A 22,770-nucleotide genomic window follows, 5' to 3' on the forward strand; every position below is an offset into this window, starting at 1 on the left:
CGTGGCGACACGGCGGCAGGAGCTGCAGGCACACCGGTTCCAGGTGCGGCGGCTGACCGCGGGACTGGTCGGCGGCGACCCCGGCGCCGCGCAGCCCCCGGCGCAGCGGCTGCGGGCGGGGCTGTTCCTCGGGGCGGCGGCCGGGGTGCTGGGGATCGGCGGGGCGGCGGTGGTCGGCCTGGTCTCACCGAAGACGGACACGTCCTGGCGGGACGGCCAGTCCGTGGTGGTCGAGCAGGGTTCTTACACCCAGTACCTCTTCACCGGCGGCGTGCTGCACCAGGTCCTCAACCAGGCCTCGGCGATGCTGGCGCTGCAGAAGTACGCGGTGCGCACCGTCCCGGCCTCGGCGCTGAAGAACGTGCCGCGCGGGACCCCGGTGGGGATCATCGGCGCGCCCGCGGACGTGCCGGACCCTTCCGCGCTGGCCGGCGGTCCCTGGACGGTGTGCTCCTCGACCGGATCCGACGGCAGGGCCCAGGTCTCCGCGGCGCTCGGCGTCGAAATCGCGGGCACCGACGTGGCCGACGGCCAGGCGCTGTACGTCGGCGCCGGCGACGCCCGGTACCTGGTCTGGGGCGGGAAGCGGCACCTGCTGAAGGCCCCGCTGGCGGCGATGACCGCGTTCCAGATGACCGCGGCGCAGGCCACGGCCGTCGGCGCGGCATGGCTCAACGCGGTGCCGGCCGGATCGGACATCGCGCCGCTGACCGTCGGCGCCCGGACCGCCTCCGGCGATCTGGGGACCGTCGGGGACCTGTACACCTACCAGGACGCCAGCGGCAGCTACGAGTACGTCGTCACGGCGCAAGGCCTGACCCCGGTGAGCCCGACGCAGGCCGCGCTGCTGCGGGCCGGCGGCTCCCCGGCACCGCGTCCGCTGGATCCGAACCGGCTGGTCGCGGCGAAGCAGCAGAACCAGGTGACCGCCGCGCTCCCCGGCGACCTGCCGGCCGCGCTGCCGACGCTCGCCGCAGGCTCCGGTCCGAACGGGGCCGCCGGCGGTGCGGACGCGGTGTGCCTCGAGGAGACACCGGCTGCGGACCCGACGGCCGCTCCGGTCTACCGGCTCCGGTCGGCCACCTCGGCCGCCGTGGACTCTGCCGGGGCTTGGAGCCCCACCGACGCCGCCGACAGCGGCGCCGGCCGCGCGGACCGCGTCCTGGTCCGTCCCGGCGCCGGCGCCCTGGCCACCTCGACGGCCGGCGGCGTGGCCCAACTGCTCAGCGCGGTCGGCGAACGGTTCCCGGTGGCGTCCAAGGACGACCTCGGCCGGCTCGGCTACGGCCCGGTCACCCCGGCGTCCGTCCCGGCCCCGATACTCGACCTGTTCCCCGAAGGACCCGCGCTCGACGCGAACGACGCGCGTACACCTAGGCCCGCTACCGTGTCAGCGCCATGATCGGCCCGACGCCAGCGAGGAGGAAGCGCCGATGGCGTTTGACGAAGACGGAACCGAGCGTGAAACGGTTCCCCTGCCCGATACAGAAGCCGCGGACGACAATCTGAGCTCCGATACCGGACTTGAAGGCGATGTCGACAGCATCACCGTCACGAGCTCCCGCACCGGCGACGGGCCCGGACACGATCGCCGGAGGCCCGCTGTCCCGTCCGGCCGCTCCAAGGGCCTGGTCGCGGCCGCGGTGGCCGGGGTGCTGGTGGTCGTCGGCGCCGTCGCGGCGACCGTCGGCGGCGGCTCGGGCAAGGGCCCTGACAAGTCGGCCGCGCCCACCGCCGGCCTGGTCGGTCAGCAGATTCCCAGCAGCAGCGGCGACAACGGCTACGCCAGCGGCGCCACCGGCGGTTCGCCATGGGTGTGGCAGACCGGGCAGCAGACGGCCAAGTACCCCGGCGCGGCCACCGGGACCGCGTCGTCGGCCGGCGCCCCGAAGCCGACCGGCTCCGGCTCGGTTCCGGGCGCACAGTCCTCGGTCCCGGGGTTGTCGCAGCGCAGCTCCTCCGCGCCCGGTGCCCCGCCCGCCCCGCCGTCGTCCGTCGGCGGGCCCGCGAGCCCGCCGCCGTCGGCGCCGCCAGCGACCGTCACGCTGGTGGCCGGTCCGGGCTGTCCGGGCCTGGCCGGGAGCGGCGGCTACAGCTCGGTGGGTTCCGGCGCCAGCTCCGGCTGGGGCAGCAGCGGCAGTGGCGGCTGGAGCGGCGACGGCTGCAACGGTTCGATGCAGTCGATGCCGATGACTGGCGACTCCAGCAACGGCCCCAACCGCGCGGTGTGGTCCTTCGGCAGCGGGACCGCCGGATTCGCGTCGTGTGTCGTGAGCGTCTACGTGCCCTGGGACGGCAAAGCCACCGACACCGGCGGGACCGCTGCCGGGTACCAGGTCTCCGAGGGCGCGGCTGACACCACTGTCGCCAATTTCACAGTGGACCAGAACGCGACCCACGGGCAGTGGACCACGCTCGGCACGGTCAACGTCGCCGGCGCGAGCGTGAAGCTGCGGCTGCTCGACCACGGCGTGGACTATCCGGCGGGCTGGCGCTACGGGATCTCGGCGGCCAAGTTGCAGTGCACGGCCTGAGCTTCCCTGACTGCCCGAGCTCCCTGAACAGCTTGAAATCCCTGAACAGCTTGAGCCTGCTGTAGAACCCCGGCGGGGGCGGATCCGGCGAGTGGGGCACGCCGGCTCCGCCTCACGCCGCCGTCAGCCGATGGAACGACTCCGGCGTCACCATGCGGTAGCCGACCCCGCGCACCGTGGAGATCATCCCGGGCAGGGCGATCTTCGCGCGCAGCGACGCCACGTGCACCTCCAGCGAACGCTCCGCGCCCTCCCAGCCGGCCGGCCACAGCTGCGCCACCAGCTCCTCGCGCGGCACCGCGCGCCCGAGCTGCCGCAGCAGCACGAGAAGCAGCTGGTACTCCTTGGGGCGCAGATCGATGCGGGTGCCGTGGACCGTGACCGCCCGCGAGTCCTCGACCACCACCAGCGGGCCGGCCGTGAGCCGGCGCGGCGGTCCGGCCGGGACCGGCGGCGCCGTCTGCTCCCGGCCCGGCGCCACCGCCAGCCGCAGCCGGGCCGCCAGCTCCTGCAGGCCGAACGGCTGGACCGCGTAGTCGTCGATGCCCGCCTCGTGCCCGCGCAGCCAGGCCTGCAGGTCCACGTGCTGCGTCACCGCGATGATCGGGGCCTGAGTGCGGCGCCGCAGGCGACGCACATAAGCCAGCACCTCGTTGTCGACCACACCGCAGTCCAGCAGCACCACATCAGCCGCGACCTGCGGATCGGCGTCCGCATCGGTTTCGCGGACGTCGAAACCCAGAATCGCCAGACCGCCGCTGATCGTGCGGCTGCGCCGCCGCCCCAGTCCGGTCACCAGAACTCTCATGAGACCACTTTCGCGGGTGGCTCACCATTTGCTCAACATCTCACGGACCGCCCCTTGTTGCGCATCCGCGGCGCCTGCTGGGATTTCAATGACGACCGGCAGGAACAAGCAGATACAGGAGCCCGCGATGGCTGACCCGACACTCCAGCACGAACACGAAGCGATGACGCAGGCGGCCGGCGAGTTCTCGCGGGCCCTGGACGACCTGAACGGCTTCGTCGCGCCGGTGCGCGCCGACCACGACGCGCTGCAGTGGCAGAGCGCCGCGGCGGACCGGTACCGCGAGCTGTTCGACCAGTGGCTGATCCAGTTCGGCGACATCTGCAAGGCCCTGGAGACCATGCGCGAGGTGCTGGGCGCCAGCGCCAAGGACTACGCCGACAACGAAGAGTGGGCGGTGCAGGTCGTGAAGAGCATCGGCGGCGGCGACGACTACACGGCGGCCCAGAAGGCCCTGCTGGGCATGTGACCCCGCCCCGGACCGCCCCCGCGGCGGGCCCGGCTCGTACCCCGACCGCTCAGCGACCACCCCCGCACCGTAAGGAGACCGTAATGGCTTTCGTCGCCAACACCGACAACATGGCCCAGCTCGTCAGCACCCTGGGCACCGCCAGCAAGAACATCGAGGACCGCCTGGCCCAGCTGCAGGCCTACGGCGACCGGCTGAAGTCCACCTGGACCGGCCCCGCCGGCGACGCCTACGAGACCCAGAAGCAGAACTGGGACCGGGCCGCGAACTCGATGAACGAGATGCTGCTGCAGTTCAACCTGCACCTGAACAACATCACCGACGGCATCGTGCACACCGAGAACACCGCCACCAAGCGCTGGCACACGATGTGACGCAGTTCCACCCGCCGACCAGTCCGCAAGCGTGAGAGTAGGAGAACGGCCGTGACCACCGATTCCGGCGACAGCTGGAGCGTCAGCTCCCACACCGCCATCCCGGGGCCGACGATCGGCACCGTGGCGGCCGACGCCGACGCCATCCGGGCCCTGGCCACCTGGTTCTCGGACACCCTGACCGCCGACGGCGGGCTGTTCACGGCCGGACCGTCCTGGCTGGTGGACTGCTCGGCGACCGGCGGCTACGCCGGCGCACCGCTGCGCTACGACCTGTACGCCGGGCGCAGCTCCGGCAAGGGCAGCGCGATGGCCGGCCCCGACGTCACCGCGGTCGGCATCCTGCCGGGCTACGCGAAGGACGACACGTACATCGCCAGCGCCTACAACCTGAAGAACACCGTCGACACGCAGCTGTCGACGATGTACACGAAGCTGATCCAGGACCCGAACAGCACGCAGATGTCGGACGGCAACCTCTACGTGATGGTGTCGATGCTGGCCGACACGCTGAAGAAGGTCGCCGACGACTACGACAAGGGCGACCAGCAGATCGAGACCGACCTGCAGGCCCTGGGCAGCGCGCTGACGGACAACCTGAACAACTACCTGAACAACCACGGCGGATCCGGAAACGGGAACGGCAACGGCAACGGCAACGGCAACGGAGGCTCGTGATGGCCGACCAGTACACACCGCCTCCCAAGAAGACGCCGCCTCCGCCGCCGAAGAAGACCAGTACGACGTCCACCAGCTCCAGCTCGGACTGCAGCTACACGCTGAACGTCACGGTCGGAAACCCGCCCGGCTCCAGCGACCGGCATGACGACACCACCGCCCCGGCCACCGGCAAGGGCTTCGCCGGCTATACCTGGAACCAGGCCATCACCGCCATCGTCGGCGGCTGCGGCGACGGCTCCTACGGCTCCCTGCCGCCCGAGGGCACCTGGGCCAAGCCGCTGACGCTGGAGACCGCGCACTACGCGATCCTGAGCATCCGCGCGATGCTCGACAACTACGTCACCGCGGTCAACACCGCGCGGGACAGCATCCTGGAGAGCTGGAAGGGTCCGGCGGCGGACGCGTTCAAGTCGGTCCTGAAGTCGTTCACCGACTACGTCACCGCGCTGTCGACGGAGATGCACAAGTACAACGAGGCGGGGCCGAACAACCTGCTGCACATCGCGCACATGAACCAGGCGATGGGCGACGCGGCCGGGTTCATCTGGGCCGGCTCGACCTACGAGGACGGCCACGACCGCAATACCCCGGTCACCCTCAGCGGCGACCTGAGCTACACCGGCACGATGCTCGGCGCCGGCGACGCGATGGTCCAGGCCTACGACGCGGCCCTGACCGCACTCAACGAGTAGCCATGCCCTTCTTCAACATCCAGAACACCAAGTACAAGGACCCGAACATCACCCCGCCCCCGGACGGCGGCGGTGACAACGGCGGCGGAGGCGGCGGGGACGGTGGAGGCGGCGGGGGCGGCGGCGACCTCGGCGGCGGCGGAGGCGGCGGAGGCGGCGACCTCGGCGGCGGCGGCGGCGGTTCCGGCAGCTTCGGCGGCGGAGGCGGAGGCGGCGACCTCGGCAACAACAAGAACCTGCTTGGCGGGGGCGGCGGTTCCGGCAGCTTCGGCGGCGGCGACGGCGGCCTCGGCGGCGGGCTGGGCGGAGGCGGAGGCCTCGGCGGCGGCTCCGGCAGCTTCGGCGGCGGCGACGGCGGCCTCGGCGGCGGGCTGGGCGGCGGCTCCGGCAGCTTCGGCGGCGGAGGCGGAGGCCTCGGCGGCGGCGGCGGCTTCACCCCGCCCCCGGACAGCATGCTGTCCGGCATCCGCACCCCGACATCGGAGTTCTCGTCCCTGCCCCGCGAAAGCTTCGGCAGCGGCGGCGGTGGCGGCAGCGGCTCCTTCGGCAGCGGTCTCGGCGGTCTCGGCGGTCTCGGCGGCCTCGGCGGCGGCCTGGGTGCCGGCGGCCTCGGCAGCGGCACCGGCAGCGCGGGCAACTTCACCGGCACCGGCACCAGTGGCCTCGACCCGAACGCCGCCGACCTGGCCGGCAAGACCGCGGCCGACGAGGCCGCCGCGGCCCGCAGCGCCGAAGCCGGGGGCGAAGGCGGCTTCCCGATGGGCGGCATGGGCGGCATGGGCAGCGGCGGCCAGGGCCAGAACAAGGAACGCGAACGCAACACCTGGCTCACCGAGGACGAGGAAGTCTGGGGTGCCCGCAGCGACGCCCTCGGCGGTGTCCTGGGCGCCCTTCCCGAACCCGGCGGCCGCCGATGAGACGTACCGCGTACCGCGGCCCGGTCAGTACTCTTCCAAGTGCTGACCGGCCGCCGTACCGGCATGTCCGCGCCCGGACGAGCGCACCCCGCCCTTCCCCCGCCGTTCCACGACCACGACCACGACCACAGACTCAGACTCAGACACAGACCACAGACCACACCGAAGGCCCGCGCCCATGACCTCCGGAGCCCAGACCTCCGCCGCCGACGTCCCTCCCGGCCACCCCCGCCTGGCGTTCGACCGCGCGAAGCTCGCCGAGCTCGTCGCCGACTCCGAGCGGCGCATGGCGGTCATCGCCGACGCCCAGAAGCGGGTCGCCGAGCTGGCCGTCAGCGTGCGCTCGCGCGACCGGTCGCTGACCGTGGGGCTGGGCGCCGGCGGCGCGCTGACCGAGCTCACCTTCCACACCGGCGCCTACCGCGACATGGCTCCGGCCGAGCTCTCGCGGCTGCTGCTGGACACCGTCACCGCCGCGCGCGCCGAGTACGCCGCGCAGGTCGCCGACGTCATGGCGCCGGTGCGGGAGGGGGCGGTGCTGCCGTTCGAGGACATCATGGCCGGCAAGTTCGACATCTCGGAGTTCCTGCGCGGGGGTGCGTCGTGACCGACATCCAGGCCGACCCGGACGACCTCGAGAAGCACGGCCGGGCCTTCGACGGCCACGTCGCCGACATGACCTCGGTGCACGACCAGCTGTACGCCCTGCTGTCCGGGGACATCGGCATCGGGAACGACGACTTCAGCCGCGGCTTCCGGGAGAACTACGTCACCCAGGTCCGCAACCTCGCCGACAGCGTCAAGGGCGCGCGCGACGGCGTCCAGGGCATCAGCCTGGGCATGGTCAAGATGGCCGCGGACTACCGCGCGACCGACGACGCCTCGCTCCAGGGCATCACCAAGATGGGCGACAGCCTGAACCTGCCGCCGGCCGCGCCGCACACCCCGGGCAGCGGCACGCACACCACCCCGCACGAGCCCTGACATGGGCATCGACCTCCCCGAGCCGCTGCGCTGGCTCTTCAAGCTCACCGGCTCGGAGTGGCCGGACGCCGACGAGGACAAGATCGCCCGGTTCGGCGAGCAGGTCGGCGGGTTCAGCGACAAGATCGACCTGGTCAACTCCAACATGGTGGACACCGTCCGGCTGGCCAACCTGTCCAACTCGGGCCCGGCGATGACGCAGTACACCGACAACCTGCGCGACGTCGTCAACAACGGCATGCCCGGCATGTCCGTCGGCGCCCGGGCGATGGCCGTGGAGATCCACGACGCCGCGCTGCAGGCCGAGTACAGCAAGGGCACCGCCGTCATCAACATGGCGATCATGGCGCCGATGATCGTCGAGGCCATCGCCAACGCCCCGGAGACCTTCGGCGCCACCATGGCCGTGGCCGAGGCCGGCATCGCCGCGATCCGCACCACCGTGCCCAAGCTGCTGACGCAGATGGTCGAGAAGGTCGTCACCAACACCGTGATGATGGAGGCCGGCGACCTCGCGGTCCAGGGCTACCAGGTCCTCGTCAAGCGCGACCGCTCCGGCTTCGACGGCAACCTGTCGCTGAACACCATCGAGATGGGCGCCATCGGCGGCGCCGTGGACGGCGCGCTCACCGGGGCCCTGATGAAGGGCGCCCCGAAGTTCTTCAAGGCCGCCGAGGCCGGCGTCACCGATGCCAACAAGCTGATATGGGCCCCGCCCAAGTGGGCCAACATGGCCACCCAGGTCGCCAACAACACGGTGACCTCGCTGATCATGGACGGCATCAACGGCCAGCCGATCGACGGCCTGAGCCTGCTGCAGGGCGCGGCCCTCGGCGCCGCCATGGGCGGCCTGCACCACGCTCCCGGCGTCAAGGTGAAGCCGTTCGACGACTTCCACATGAACGAGGACTTCCTCAACGGCGACAGCTGGGTCCGCCCCAACGGTGCCTACGAGGACAACAAGACCGGCACCAACGACTTCTCCTTCAACGTCCGCCGCCAGCCCGGTTCCACCGACGGCACCAAGACCGTCTGGTACGGGGACCCGGAGGTCACGCACCCCGAGGGCACCCCGCCGCTGAACGAGCGCCTCGGCTCGGTCATCGACAAGACGCTGGAGAACCATCCCGAAGGCGCCCCGAAGCCCCGCTTCACCGTGCTCGAAGACGTCCCGCCGGCCCAGCTGGACGGCATCCGCACCCTGGCCGCCGACAAGGGCGTGGACATCGTCGTCCCGCACGGCACCGTCGAGAACGGCCCGAACGGCTCGATCCGCGTCCCCGGCAGCGACGGCGGCTCCGGCTTCCGCATGGTCCGCCCGGACGGGAGCGTCGAGCACCTCGGCTCCGTCTACGACCCGCGCCAGACCGTCGGCGAGCCGATCGTCGGCGGGGAGCCGCCCGAGGCCCGCGTCGCGCTCGGCGGCGGCGGCGAGAAGTTCGTGTCCAAGGAGGTCGCCGGCGAGGGCGACTGCACCGTCGCCTCGCTGGCCGACTCGGCGCTGAGCCAGGGCGTGACCAAGAAGAGCATCCACGCCGAGGGCCTGGACCTGTCGACCGACGGCGGCATGCGCGAGTTCCGCAACCGGATCGCCGACCAGGTCGGTTCCCAGAGCACTGACACGCGTCCCGGCTCCGCCGTCCTGCTCGGCGAACTCTCCCCGGACGGCGCCCGCACCGTCCTGGACCGCATCGGCCCGCCGAAGGCCTCGTCCAGCTCGCATATCGACGCCCTGGACCTGGCCGGCCCGGCCAGACCGCGCGATTTCACCGGCTTCCCGGAACGCAAGGTCACCGATCCGGTCCAGGAACTCTCCCGCCGCCTGGAACAGGATCCCGCGACGGTCCTTTCAGCGCTGGAGGACCACTACACCTCCGACGGCGACAAGGGCATGGCCCAGCTCGCCGCCTACGCGAAGGCCAAGGTCGACGCCGGCGGCGACGTCCCGCAGCACCGCGACCTCCTGGACTACGCGATCCGCGAGCGCACCCTGGCCGAGACCCCGCTCGGCGGCGAGATGCTGCAAGCCGTGGCGCACACGCTGGGCCTGGACGTCGTCGTGGTCAGCGACGACAAGCCGGCGTTCCACCTGAACGGCGACTCCGCCAAGCGCGTCTACATCCACCGGGTCACCACCGAGGACGGCCGCAACCACTACCGGGCACTGCGCCCCGAGACGAAGCCGCTGGGCAAGCTGAGCCGGCGCACCCCGCACCCGCTGCCCGGCGACCGCGCCAAGACCGCGCGGGACGGCTCGCCGGACGGCAGCGGCGAGAAGCCGCGCAGTACCGAGACCTCCGACACCGCCCCGAAGTCGCACATCACCACGGGAACCGGCGGTACCCGGCGGTCCCGCGTCCCGGTATCGTCGCGCGGCGGCCACGGCGCCCTCACCCGCCGCCCCACCGGCTCGGTCAGCAACGCCCTGCACCGCCTGGCCGGCGGCGCGCACGATCCGAACGACCGCGGCCTCATGGCCCCCGCCAATCCGCATCCGGCCGTGCCGCGGGAACCGAACCGCAACGTCAGCGACCTGATGCAGCTGGCCGGCCGCCCGCACAACGGCACGGCCCGGCCCGAGGACGGCTTCGAGGCGACCGGCGGCCCGGACGTCATGGGGGTCCGGGACGTCCCGGCCAAGCCCGGCTTCCTGGGCGGCCGGCGGCTGGACGACCTGCCGCAGGAGAACCTGGACCGCTTCTTCGAAGGCATCGACCTGGCCCGGACGGAAGGCCCGCCGCACGACCTCGCCGATCTGTTCAGCGGCCCCGGAGCCCAGCACGACCCGCCGCGGATCCCGCACGTCCTGCACAGCATCTGGCTCGGCGGCCCGCTGCACACCGGCGACGCGGGCCACCAGAGCTTCCGGGACACGATGCGGGACAACGCCGCCACCACCGGCTTGACCTCCGTGCTGTGGACCGACGTCCCGCGCCACGAGATCGACGAGCTCCGCCGGCAGGGCCCGGACGCCCCGCGCACCGAACGCCAGGAGCAGATCCAGCAGATGCTGGACTGGGCCGGGAACCACGACATCAAGCTCGCCAACATCGACGAGGTCTTCGCCGGCGGCGACCGGGCCGAACTGCACGCCGAGATCGCCACCGAACGCGCCCGCGGCACCAAGTTCAGCTACGCCACAGCCAGCGACCTGCTGCGCATGGACATCATGCACCGCTTCGGCGGCGTCTACACCGACGGCGACAACCGGGCCACCGGACACCTCCGCACCCGGATCGAGGAGATCCAGGCCGACACCGGACACGGGCAGTTCGCCCTGTCCCGGCTGGAGGGCAAGCAGAACAACTCGGCCTTCATCGCGCCCCCCGGCAACCGGATCGTGCACCAGTACCGCGCGACCCTGAAAGACCGTTACGCGCTCTCCCTGAACGAGATCCTGGCCGAGAAGGGCGCGCAGGGCAGGGACCGGCAGATGGAGACCTGGCGGGGCATCACCCGCCCGGCCCGGCTCTACCACCGCAACGTCCGCGCCGAGGTCATCAACCGGACCGGCCCGACGCCGTGGTTCTTCACCAAACTGGCCGCCTCGGTCAGAAGGCCCGAGGACACCGAGAACACCGACAGCGGGTGGTTCCGGGGCATCGACCACGCGGACATCGAGGCCGGCTCGGCGTCCACGTGGGTCCCCGACCCCAACGCCGCGCCGGGCCCGCCGCGCGCCCATCCGGCGCCGGAGCAGGTCGTCAAGGCGGCCGTCACGATCCTGCACCGCGAGGCGGCCAACCGCGAGGGCGTGCTCCACCTGCCCTCGGTGATGGACGTCATCGCCGAGGCCGCGCCGGACCACCGGGACCGGATCTGGCACGCCGTCCTGCACACCATGCACGAGACCTGGCCGAACGAGAAGTATCCGAAGCCTGACATCGTGCTGTCCGGCCGCTTCGAGAACTCGCAGCGGAGCAAGGACCCGCTCTTCCTCAGCCAGTCGGTCCCGCGTTCGGTCAAGACCTACCTGAACGACAGCGGCCTGTTCCCGCGGGGCACCCTGCACAGCGCGGCCGGATACGACCCCACCACGCCCGAGGACAGGTGGCTGCGCGAGGACATGGACAAGGCGGGGTTCGGGCACCTGCCCATCGAGGACGCCCGCGACGTCTACCAGCTCCACAAGGGCTTGTTCGGCAGCGAATACCTGAGTGACAAAACAGAGGTGGACCAGACCGTAAAGGTCCTGGACCTGCTGCGCATCACCTCGCCCCGCAGCGACCGCACCGACCCGCTGTGGGCGCACAAGGCCCTGCGCGACCTCGTCGAGTTCCGCATCGGCGACAACGGGAACTACAACGCCGCACACCTGCCGACGCTGCTGGCCGATCACGGCCACATGATGCGCCGCAGCCAGCGGACCCAGGCCGAGTACCGGCGCCTGTCCGAATACGCCAGAGCGATCCCCGAGGGCCAGGACCCTGAGAGGTTCGCCCGCAACATGAGCCCCCGCCCGCCGGGCCGGGGCGGGATCCGCGCGCTCTCGGCACGCGACCACGACCGGCGCTGGGACCGCGCGGTCGACGTGATGGCGCTGCGCACCCAGATCGGCCACCTGAGCGCCAACCAGGAACGCGGCATGTGGAAGCTGATCGGGCTCTACCACAAGACCGCGGACCGCGCCGTCTCCACCAGGCCGCTGACGCTCGACGACATGGCCGACTTCCGCCGCCGGCTCACGGCCAGGCACCCCGAACTGGGCACGATCACGGACCCCGGGGCCTGGACCGTCGCCATGGCCGACCGGACCTTCCGGCTGAGCCCGGAGTCGGGCCCCTTCAGCCTCAACGACCTGGTGCGGGACGCCCGGCGCAACCCGGACCAGCCCTATCAGCCCCCGGCCGCCGAAGACCAGCACTACGGCACCTCCCACCCCGAACCACCCGCGACCCGCAAGCAGTTCAAGGACGACGCCGCCGAGACCCGGCGCGAGTTCGACGAACTCGGCCCGCTCGTCGCGCACCTGCCGCCGGCGCACTTCCGCGACCTGATCGCGAACGCCGGCGACGCCACCGAACACGCGCGGCGCCAGGAGATCCTGCGCCGGCTGCACGTCAACGTCGCTCATCTGGAGCCGGCAGACCTGCGCACCGCGATCCAGGGTTCCCGCTTCCACCGCCGGCTGTCCGACCAGCTGCGCGCGTACGGGCCGGACCCCGAGGTCGAAAGGCGCGACCTGCCCGCGTTCCAGGACGCCGCCGAGGCCGACCGCTTCCGCGCCGAGTACGTCGAGGCCCGCCCCGACGGCAGCGGCATCTGGATCCGCGATCCGCAGTCCCAGCACGACATGCAGACCCGGCACACGTCCACGACGATGCTGGCCGACCCCGGCCACTTCTCCGTCGTCCTGCACGGCTCGCCAGAGCAGGTCCACGTCGGCAAAACCACGCTGAGCGCCCGCGACATGGCCAACCTGCTCCAGCACACCCCGGAGTGGAAGGACGACCCGCGCCCGATCCGGCTGGTCGCCTGCAACACCGGCGAGCACGACGAGGGTTTCGCCCAGCAGCTCGCCGACCTGCTCGGGGTCGAGGTCAAGGCGCCGAACACGGTCGTGTGGGGCGTGCGCGACGGCAAGCCGTACGCCAGCACCCTGGTCCGCCGCCCCGACGGCACCTACCGGCCGGTCAAGGAGACCGACGGCGCATACCGGGTGTTCTCGCCGCGCACCGTGAACGCGGACGGCAGCGCCGGCCGGGCCCCGATCCGCCTGGACTCCGCGGACCTCGGCCGCAAGCCCGCGCTGACCGTCCTGAGCAGAGCCATCGCCGGCCCCTTCGGCGACACCCTGGCCGGCGCGGACCCGGTCACCCAGAAGATCGTGGGCGACTGGCAACACCTGATGCGCCAGACCGGCGGGGACAGCGAGAAGGCCTTCGACGTCTCCGAATCGGCCCGCGACGCGCTCGACAAGGTGCTCACCCCGGACACCATCCAGTGGATGGAGCAGCACGCCCCGGCCGGTTCCGAAGTGAAGCAGGCCCTCGACGCGCTGTCCGACGCGCGGAGCCGTCCGGACCACGGCGCACCGCCTTCCGGATCGGACGCCGCCTACGTCTACGACCCGGTCACCGCGCACGCGAAGAGCGCCGGCCTGTCGGTCGATCCGGTCACGGCGCGGCAGTTGTCGGCGGTCCACCGCGCGCTGTTCCCGGACGCCGCGCCCTCCGACACCGCCTCGATCCGCCAGGCGCACAACGTGCTGATGCTGGCGCGCGCCGACCGAGGGAACGGCGTCGTCAGGCCGGCGCATGTGCAGGACGTGATCCGGCACCGCTTCGGCCCCGATGCGACGGCCACGCCGGAACGCGTCCGGAAGCTCAGCGACGAGTACACCGCGCTCAAGACCCTCGGCCCGGTCGACCAGCACGCCTGGCGCACCCACCTGGAGTACCGGAAGGCACGCGACACCCAGGCCGGTGACGTGCCGCGATCCCTCACCGCGGACCGGCCGCCGACCGAACGCGAAGCACGCACGTGGACCGACGTCCTCACGGTCGCCGACGGCATCGGTTTCCATCCCGACCTCGACCACCCGGGCGCGGAACTCAGCGCCCTGTGGTCGGCGGTCGAGGCACACCGCGAGGTGCTGCCGGCGCATTCGGCGGCGCTGGAGCGGCCGATCCGCTACGCCGACATCGAGGACCTCGGCCGCCAGCTCGGGCTGTACCGTGATCGCGATCGCGCACCCGGCGAATCCCAGCTCGACTTCGTGCAGCGGCTCAGCACGAACATCGGCTCGTTCCGCGCGGCGCACCCGAACGAGCGCCTGTCGGCCTCGGCCATGGAGCGCCATCTCGCGGCCCGCGACGAGACGCCCGCGCCGGCGCCGCGTCCGGCGCGCACCGCCGCGCCCCCGCGGCCCCGCACCGAGATCACCGACGCCCAGGCCCGCACCCTGTCCGACAGCCTCGGCGGCTTCATCCCGCCGGAGGGCCTGAAGAAGCTCGCGGCGGTCAGCCTCAAGAAGTTCCCGGCCTTCACCGACCCCCGCCGCGAACCGCGGGTCTCGGACTTCACCGACCTCGTCCACCAGCTCCTCGGCCCCGGGCACGACGTCGAGACCGGCGTGGCCACGCTCGCGGCGGCGGCGACCCGGGCCCGCAGGCCCGGCAGCCTGAGCGCGCTGGACGGCGCACTGTTCCACGACGACGGCGACTTCGTCCGCGCGCCGTGGTCGCGGGTCCGGTACGAGGCCTACGTCCCGTGGTCCGACCGGCACACCATCGAGCGCGACGCCGCCCTGGTCTACTACCAGGCCTTCGGCGAGCACGCGCCGGCCGACCCCGACGCCGGCACGGTACGGAACATGCGCCGCGCCATGCAGGTCGCCAAGCTCGCGCACGCGTCCTACGACCGGCGCGGCCAGAGCGACCCCGAGACGTTCTACCGGCAGCTCGGCGACCGCCTGCGTCCGCTCGACGGCGAGAGCGGCACCGGCGCCGACTCCTTCCGGCGGCTGCTCACCGCCGCCGGGTCCGGCGACGGCCGGTATCAGCACCCCGACTTCCTCGCCGGGCCGATGCGCCGCCGGCTCAACGGCGCCGGCACCCCGCGGCCGCCGCTGGGCCACGGCCTGCCGCCCGAGCACATCGCGGCGTCCCGCACCCACGCCAAGGAGCTGCCGGGGCTGTTCACCCCGACCGAGTTCGGCGGCCACGAGCAGATCGAGACCCGCCTGCGGGCGCTGATCCCCGGCCGCGGCCCGCTGCACTTCGAGGTCGGGCTGCCGACCGAGCTGCGCGAGGGCTTCGGCGCGATGGCCGACAGCGGTCTGACGCTGCGCGTGACCCGCGACGGCCACGCCTACGACGCGCGTCTCAAAGCCCTGCTCAGGACCGGCCCGGAGCGGGTCGAGGAGTCGCAGGCCACCGCCAAGAACGAGAGCCGGATGTTCCGCACCGGCGACGACGGCGGCGGCAGCCACGGCACCAGCCGCACCCTGACCGTGGACGGCGGCCTCAAGACCGGCTTCGGCCCGCTGAGCCTCGGCGCGAACGCCGGCGCCTCGCGCATCCGCAGCCGGGAGCTGACCTCCTCGGAGGCGTTCGGCGGCGACATCTACCTCGACCCCTCCGACGGCACCGCGCGGCACACCGTCCAGACCCAGGTGCACATCGAGGTCACCGACACCGCGACCGGGCACTGGGTGCAGGACGTGCCGCCGGCCGACGGCCCGGCGCACACCGTCGAGCTGCGGATCCAGGAGCACCTGACCGCCACCGAGGGCTTCGACAAGGAGCCGCGCGCCGTCACCCGGGCACTGGACGACCCCTCGATCGACCACCTGCTCGCCGAGCGGACCGGCTACGGGGACGAGCTGAAGCACCGGTTCCTCGCGGATCTGCACGGCAAGGGCCTGGTCCTCGGCGACAAGGGCCGCGCCGACGTGGACGCCTACTTCGCCGAGCTCTCCTCCCCGCACAACGTGGCGGGTCTGCACAGCACGGACCCGCTGCGCCGGGCCGCGCTGTCCACGTCGGTCACGGCCGAGGACGGCGCCGGCACGAAGATCCCGATCACCCTCGGCGCGCACGCGATAGCCAGGACCCTGACCCAGGTGAGCGAGTCCCGCGCCGGCCTGAAGATGGACACCGTCGCCCGGCACACCGTGAAGCAGGGCGTCAGCACCGGTCGCGGCGGCGGTCTGCCGGCCAGCCTGACCGCCGGCGGGAAGTCCCACGACAGCACCGCCACCCTCGGCGTCAACGGCGCGAGCACGCGGACCGAGAACGCGAGCCTGGAATCGGCGTTCACGGTGACCCGCACGGTGCGCGCCGAGGACACTAACGCGTCCTACCAGATGGAGTCGCAGCTCGATCTGCACGTCGCCATCGGCGAGGACCGGAGCGAGCACTTCAGCGTGCCGAACGCCACCGCCTGGATCCGGCTGCGCACCGCCGACCACGCTCGGCTGATCAGCCAGGACGGGACGCCGGAGCGCAAGCCCGCGTCCGCGGACGCCGCGAGCCTCGACCCGCACCTGATGACCTCCGAAGGGCTGCCGCTGGGCCAGGTCAAGAAGCTCTCGAACCTGGACGGCCTGTACCGGGACCTCACGACCAAGCTGGCCGACCACCTGCCGGAGGAGGCGTCCGGCGAGCTGGCCGCGCTGTTCCGGCACGATCCGGCCGGCTCCTTCCTGCACGGCGCCGACGACAAGCACGAGAACTGGCGCCGCATCGTCTCCGCGGTCTCCGGCCCCGGTCTCGTCCAGCGGGCCGACGCGCTGACCGGCGAGGGCGTGACGGTCAAGCTCCGGATCGACGGCAAGGACGTGCCGCTGCGGCTGTCCCTGGCCGACCTGAAGCCCGCCGAGGCCACCTCCCTGGGCACCGACGACAAGCTGATGCCGATCTCGGTCCACCAGGCGTCGCAGACCTCGAGGATCCGCAGCTCCCGGCAGCAGGACCTGTCCCTGAGCAGCTCGCTCGGCCTGGGCAAGAGCAACGGCCTGTTCAGCGCCACGATCAGCGGCCGGGAAACGAAGGCGGCGCGCTCGACGGTGTCCGGCGGCGTGCGGCAGTACACGCGCAGCCTCAGCGGCAGCACGCTGTTCGACGTCGGCGGCAGGCTGGGCTGGAGGCTGGAGCACCCGGAGAAGCCGATCGAGGGCGGGGTCGACGGCGGCCTGCACCTGTGGGTGTCCTCGGACCTGGTCAAGACCACGGCCGGGCTCGGCAAGCCGCTGCCGCTGCGTCCGCTGGCCGCGCACGAGCACTCGCCGCTGACCACCACGCCCATCCACATGGCCGTCACCGGCGGCGGGATGGACGCGCTGCGTACCGAGATCGCGAAGAGGAACCCCGACCTGTCCCACGAGTTCGGCACCGGCCGGTTCGCCGCGGAGCTGCCGCTGCTGTCCGGCGGCGGCGTGCGGGTCGCGCCGGGCGTGCACTGGGACGTCACGCCGACCGGGCGGCCGCAGGTCCTGAAGACGATGGCGGTCTACGTCGAGAGCCACGGCGAGGCCGGCACCATGGTGGACCACGACCTGGAGGTCCGGGCCGGCAAGGGCGGCTCCGGGTTCGGCGGCGGCGCGGGCGACGACCTCACCGGCGGCGCCACCGTCAGCCACTCGCGGGACACGGCCCAGGGCTCGAACACCGGGCGCGGCGAGAACACCTCGCGTCTTATGACCGCCAAGACTGTCCAGATGGCGCTGGTGCGCACCCAGGTGCGGCACCGGGTCACCGGCGTCGGCGGCCCCGACGACCGGCCGGTCGAGACGGTCGGCGAGACGCTGGTCATGGTGCCGCTCAGCGAGCTGCACGACCGGCGGGACCTCTTCGACTTCCCCGCGGACGACGCCGAGAAGATCTTCGAGGGCTTCAAAGCCCCGGGAGAGGGCGATCCGTCCCCGGCCCTGAAGTCCGGGATGCTGTTCGGCCCGGTCGGCGCGCGCCCGGACGGCGGCCTCGGCCTGGAGGCGACGGCCAAGGCCGACGCGGCGTTCGGCGACCGCGACCTGAACGAGCAGGTCCGCGACCTGCTCCAGACCCCGACGCTGGCCTCGCAGATCCGCAAGCTCAGCGACGGCGGCCTGACGCATCCGATCGTCACCGTGAGCGGCGGCCGGTACGAACTGCGCATCCAGGCCAGGACCGTCGGCCGCCCGGTGCTGCACGACACCAACGCCACCGGCGGCGCGAAGATGTACAACGCGGACGTGGCGACCTCCAGCGAGCGCTCCGGCAGCTCGCAGACCACCTCCGGCGCCGCGACCTTCGGCGTCGACACCCCGCACCTGACCGCGACCGCCACGCACACCCGCTCCGGCGGCTCCGCCGACGTCCAGACCCGGGCCCGGCGCGACATCGAGTCCGAGGGCCTGCGCTTCTCGGGCGATGTGGTGGACGAGTACCGCCAGGACGTCGAGTACACGTACACGATCACCCGGCTCTCGCACCCGCTGTGGAACCTGCACTTCGGCGACCGTCCGCCCGAGACGCTGCAGAAGACGGTCGGCGGCAGCTACGTGAGCGAGGTGCGCGTCTTCGAGCGCACGACGCACACCCTCGACAGCCACGACACGCCCGAGACGCCCTCCCCGGCCGAGGGCACACCCGGCGCCCGGCCGAAGCTGCCGGACACCACGGTCGCCCTGGACTGGCACGGCCAGGAGAAGATCAGCACCCTGTTCCGCGAGGCCGGCGGCACCGAACAGCGGCACGCGCCCTCGGACGCCGCGGTGCTCAGCAAGGGCACCTTCGGCGCGTCGCTGCACGAAGTGCTCAAGCCCGGCGGCGCCGAGTTCCGCGGCGTGGACCTGGCGGGGCGCACGCTGATGATGAAGCGCGGCGTCCTGGTCGAGGGCACACTGAAGGCGCCGAAAAGCGTGGCGTTCCTCAAGAGCGGCGCCGAACGCGAGTCCTTCAGCCACCGCGACGTCGGCACCACGACCGAGCACACCGCCAGCACGAAGCAGGAGACCAAGGGCCAGATCTCGGCCAGCGGCGTCACCCCGCACGGCGTGACCGTCGGCGGCCGCGCCGGCGTCGGCCGCTCCGTCGAGGAACGCGAGAAGACCAGCGAGACGCACAGCACCGAGACCCGGCCGCGCTGGGACCGCCAGCCCGGCGGCCTGTTCGCGGTGCACGTGCCGATCGAGCTGAAGCTGGACTTCGGACGCGGCGGCGCCCCGGGCACCACGACAGTCGACGTGCTGGTGCACGTGGACGCGGCCGGGGCGGAGGCGCTCGGGGTGCCGGCGGCGAAGATTCGGGAGCTGCGGGGCGAGCCGGAGCCGGTGGCGCCGCCGGAGCCGCCGCGCGAAGAGCCGGCACCGGTCGCACCGCACGAGCCGCCGAATGATCAGGCCCCGCACGACCAGGCTCCGCACGACCAGGCCCCGCACCCCGAGACCGAGCCCCCGCGCGAAGAGCCGGCCCTGGACGCGATCCCGCTCGATGCCGCGACCCGCGACGAGCTCAGCCGGTTCACGCCCGATGAGCTCACCCAGCTGGAGAACCTCGCCCGCGACACCTCGCCCGAGGACTTCCGCCGCCTCATCATGCGCATCAGCCTGTCCCCCGGCACGGTTCCCGAAGCCGCGCTGCTGGAGCGGGTCCCCGGCCTGCAGTCGCGGGACCACGTCCTGCATGCCGTCCACGAGGTCCGTGGCCCGGAACCGGAACCGGCGCCGCCCACCGTCCCCACCCACGCCTCCGTCGCCCCGCTCGTCGCCCCCTTCGCCCACCCCACCGACGGCTCCGTCACCGTCCACACGATCCCGGCCGGCACGACCGTCTACCGGCTCGTCGACATCCGCACCGCCGTCGCCCACCTCAACGGCCGCATCGAGCCACTGAACAAGCTCGGCTGGATCCACCTCGGCCGCGGCCTGTACACCGCCGCCGACCGCGAGGGCGCCGACCTCTACAACGACGCCCGCTTCGACCGCGTCATGCTCCGCCTCACCCTGCGCCGCGACATGGTCGGCATGGACATCCGCGAGTCCGGCACCAACGCCGCAGAGATCGGGCACCAGCTCGGCGAGCAGCAGGAGAACGGCACCGTCGACATCACCGATGCCGGCCGGCGACTGCTCGACGCCTCCGACTTCGTCGCCGTGCACACCGGCCAGGACGCCCCGCACGAGATCAAGTTCCACGACGGCGCCCTCGAGCACTTCGACGTGCATCCCGACGACACGAACGTCGCCGGCTACGGCGACGGGGTCCTGGCGGTGTACGGCGACTGGGGCCAGCGCTCCGAACACCTGCCGCTGGGCACCGACTACGTCCTGAGCACCATCGGCCGCCTGGCGACCGGCGCGGACCTGCCCTGGCACCAGGTGACCACCGGCCACGTCCACGAGGTCGCCGACGCCATCGGCCTGCCGCACGACCGCCTCGGCGAGCTCGCGGAGCTGATCCCGACGCACCTGCCGGACACGGTCGAGGAACTGCGCGAGGCGTTCCAGGAGGGGGAAGCGCACCCCTTCGCGGTCATCAAGCAGCACCAGGACGACGTCAAGCTCGTCGGCGAGGCGCTGGCGAACATGAGCAAGTCCAAGTACGACGAGTTCCGGAGCCAGACCGGCTACCAGGACGTCGCCGACAAGGCCGCGGCCGTGGCCCGGCAGACCGACGACCGCGGGCACCTGGCCGCCGTCAACGACCTGCACGCCGCCGTCGAGAGATACACCGACTCGCTGCCGCCCGAGCAGCAGCAGAGGTTCGAGCACACCGACCTGTACAACGCCACCGGCCAGGCCTACGCCCGGGTCTCGATCGTCGAGCTGCGGCTGCGCCGCGACGCCGGTGCGTTCCAGGTACACGTCGGGCACGACTTCGCGGACCCCGCGGCCCGCACCGCGTGGGTCGAGCACTTCCAGAAGGGCTACACCGAGGGCACGGACGACGTGCTGTGGATCCGCAACCTCAAGCACGACTCGGACAAGGGCCTGAAGCCGGCGATCGAGGCGATGAAGGCCGGCCCCGACACGCGCTACTTCACCGTCGCACTCCACGGCTCGCCCGGTTCCACCCACGTCGGCGCCGGACACCTGTCGGTCAAGGAGATGGCCGCCCTCATCCGCGCGGACCAGGGCTGGTCCCGGAACCAGCGGCCGATCCGGCTGTTCTCCTGCTACACCGGCATGGACGACCACGGATACGCCCACGAACTGGCCAAGGAGCTCGGCGTCGACGTCATCGCGCCGAACGACAAGGCGTGGGCCGACAAGAACGGCAACACGTACGTCTCGGAGAACCTGTACAAGTACGACGCCAACGGCGTGCCGCGGCCGACGCCGAAGCGTAAGCAGCCTGATACCGGAGCCTGGCGGCGGTTCTCGCCGGACGGCGGCGTCAAGCTGGAGCTGGCGCCGGGGCAGAAGCTGGGGCGCACGTCCGCGCTGACGCTGCTCACCCGGACGCTGCCGCGCACCGACGACGAGATCGAGACCTGGCCGCAGGAGGCGCACGAACCGCTGCGCGCGCTGGCCGGCGTCATCACCACCACCGGCGACTCGCTGTTCGAACGGCACCTGATCGACCAGCACATGAACAAGATGCGGGACGATCTGTCGGACCTGTTGGACGACAAGACGGTCGAGACGCTGGCCAAGCATGTGCCGGCGGATCGCGATGACATCCGGGAAGCTCTGCGTCAGCTGGCGCCGGACACCTCGGATCCGGACGCGTCGCACAACGAGCCAGTGGATCCCGTCTCCTTCGCGCTCGACGATCCCGAACAGGCCCAGCAGGCACTCACGGATCTCACAACGCGGCTGCAGAACGACGAACACGTCTGGGTCCACGTCGACGGCTCGCCGTTCGCCCGACGAGTGACCCTGGTCAACGGGGAGCCGCACGTGGGAACGACCCGGCTCACAGCCGGCCACATGAGCCGGTTCGAGAACGCCCAGGGCTTCGATCCCGAGGACCGGCTGTCCCTGGACGATCCCCGCAACCCCAAGCCTGTGCAGGTCAAGACCAACGGCAACCAGCGCATGCTGTTCCACAACAAGTCCCTGATGCTGGGCCACTTCACCGGCGACATCGTCCGGGACGGCGCCGCGACCCGCTTCGGCAACCAGCACCTGACCATCGACAAGGCGATGCCGGCGCTGTTCGCCAAACTGGCGACCCAGGACCCGGCGGAGGTGCGGACGTTCCTGGCGCTGGTCCACCACGACCGCCACCTGGCCGCCTCGACACTGACCGACAACGGCTTCGTCGCCCCGGCCAACATCCACTTCCGCCGGGCCACGGCCCAGCAGCGCTCGATCGCCCTGCCCGGCTGGCTCGGCGACCAGGCGCACCAGGACAACCCCCCGCCGGACCCGGAGCCGACGGAGGTGACCACGGACGTGACGTACGCGCGCTTCCGCGCCTTCGTCGACACCCGCCTGGCCGACCTCGACCTCCCACCGGAGGACCGCACCGACCTGATGGCGTCGCTGGACTGGACCGCGACCCGCTTCGACCCGGACCCGGACGGGCTGACCGCCGCAGACCGCGACGCCCTGTTCGCGGGCCTGTATCTCAACGCCGGCGAGCGCCTGGACTTCAGCAAGAAGGCGGTGGTCCTGCAAAGCCTGTCCGGGCACGAGGTCCCGCTGCCACTGCGGTTGATCGTGCGCGACACGTCCAAGCTGAACACCCCCATGCGCAATGCCCTGACCCGGCTGCGCGCGGAACTACCCGCCGGCTCCCCCGCCCAGACCGCGATCCAGGCCATCCTGGACCACCCGGACCGGGAGATCCGCCCCGCGGCCCCGCCCCTGAACGCCGCGATATCGGTGATCATGGATCATTACTGGCCGACCATCCTCAGCTGGATGCCCGCGCCCTGAC

11 protein-coding genes are annotated in these 22,770 nt (G+C 72.1%); 10 read left to right on the top strand and 1 reads right to left on the bottom strand.

Going from position 1 to position 22,770, the window contains the following annotated elements:
- Nucleotide 1 precedes the first annotated feature (1 nt).
- The gene (eccB, locus tag ABH926_RS41665) at nucleotides 2-1,402 is read left to right on the top strand and encodes a type VII secretion protein EccB (RefSeq protein WP_370371916.1); all 1,401 of its coding nucleotides are present in this window, start codon (nucleotides 2-4) and stop codon (nucleotides 1,400-1,402) included.
- Between the two features lie 31 nt (nucleotides 1,403-1,433).
- Nucleotides 1,434-2,534 carry a hypothetical protein gene (locus ABH926_RS41670; protein WP_370371918.1) on the top strand — a complete coding sequence of 367 codons (1,101 nt, stop codon included), beginning with the start codon at nucleotides 1,434-1,436 and terminating at the stop codon, nucleotides 2,532-2,534.
- Nucleotides 2,535-2,646: 112 nt separating this feature from the next.
- Here the strand turns inward: ABH926_RS41670 and ABH926_RS41675 are convergent, their stop codons facing one another.
- Complete coding sequence (locus ABH926_RS41675) at nucleotides 2,647-3,342, bottom strand: response regulator transcription factor (protein WP_370371920.1); 696 nt, start codon at nucleotides 3,340-3,342, stop codon at nucleotides 2,647-2,649.
- 127 nt (nucleotides 3,343-3,469) lie between these two features.
- On the opposite strand from ABH926_RS41675, the gene ABH926_RS41680 reads away from it, so the two are divergent.
- From ABH926_RS41680 to ABH926_RS41715, 8 genes are all read left to right on the top strand, one after another.
- On the top strand, nucleotides 3,470-3,811 hold the full coding sequence (locus ABH926_RS41680; RefSeq protein ID WP_370371921.1) for a WXG100 family type VII secretion target: 342 nt from the start codon (nucleotides 3,470-3,472) through the stop codon (nucleotides 3,809-3,811).
- 83 nt (nucleotides 3,812-3,894) lie between these two features.
- Complete coding sequence (locus ABH926_RS41685; RefSeq protein WP_370371922.1) at nucleotides 3,895-4,185, top strand: WXG100 family type VII secretion target; 291 nt, start codon at nucleotides 3,895-3,897, stop codon at nucleotides 4,183-4,185.
- A gap of 51 nt (nucleotides 4,186-4,236) precedes the next feature.
- Nucleotides 4,237-4,863: a hypothetical protein gene (locus tag ABH926_RS41690; protein WP_370371924.1), complete on the top strand. Its 627-nt coding sequence runs from the start codon at nucleotides 4,237-4,239 to the stop codon at nucleotides 4,861-4,863.
- Complete coding sequence (locus ABH926_RS41695) at nucleotides 4,863-5,558, top strand: hypothetical protein (RefSeq protein ID WP_370371926.1); 696 nt, start codon at nucleotides 4,863-4,865, stop codon at nucleotides 5,556-5,558. Before ABH926_RS41690 ends, ABH926_RS41695 begins: the two co-directional genes overlap by 1 nt.
- A 2-nt stretch (nucleotides 5,559-5,560) precedes the next feature.
- The gene (locus tag ABH926_RS41700) at nucleotides 5,561-6,475 is read left to right on the top strand and encodes a hypothetical protein (protein ID WP_370371928.1); all 915 of its coding nucleotides are present in this window, start codon (nucleotides 5,561-5,563) and stop codon (nucleotides 6,473-6,475) included.
- A 178-nt stretch (nucleotides 6,476-6,653) separates the two neighbouring features.
- The gene (locus ABH926_RS41705) at nucleotides 6,654-7,082 is read left to right on the top strand and encodes a YbaB/EbfC family nucleoid-associated protein (RefSeq protein WP_370371930.1); all 429 of its coding nucleotides are present in this window, start codon (nucleotides 6,654-6,656) and stop codon (nucleotides 7,080-7,082) included.
- The gene (locus ABH926_RS41710; RefSeq protein ID WP_370371931.1) at nucleotides 7,079-7,459 is read left to right on the top strand and encodes a WXG100 family type VII secretion target; all 381 of its coding nucleotides are present in this window, start codon (nucleotides 7,079-7,081) and stop codon (nucleotides 7,457-7,459) included. The genes ABH926_RS41705 and ABH926_RS41710 overlap by 4 nt, the downstream gene beginning before the upstream one ends.
- A 1-nt stretch (nucleotide 7,460) precedes the next feature.
- The gene (locus tag ABH926_RS41715) at nucleotides 7,461-22,769 is read left to right on the top strand and encodes a hypothetical protein (protein ID WP_370371932.1); all 15,309 of its coding nucleotides are present in this window, start codon (nucleotides 7,461-7,463) and stop codon (nucleotides 22,767-22,769) included.
- The last annotated feature ends 1 nt before the right edge of the window (nucleotide 22,770 follow it).

The organism is Catenulispora sp. GP43 (assembly GCF_041260665.1).
Classification (GTDB): Bacteria; Actinomycetota; Actinomycetes; order Streptomycetales; family Catenulisporaceae; genus Catenulispora.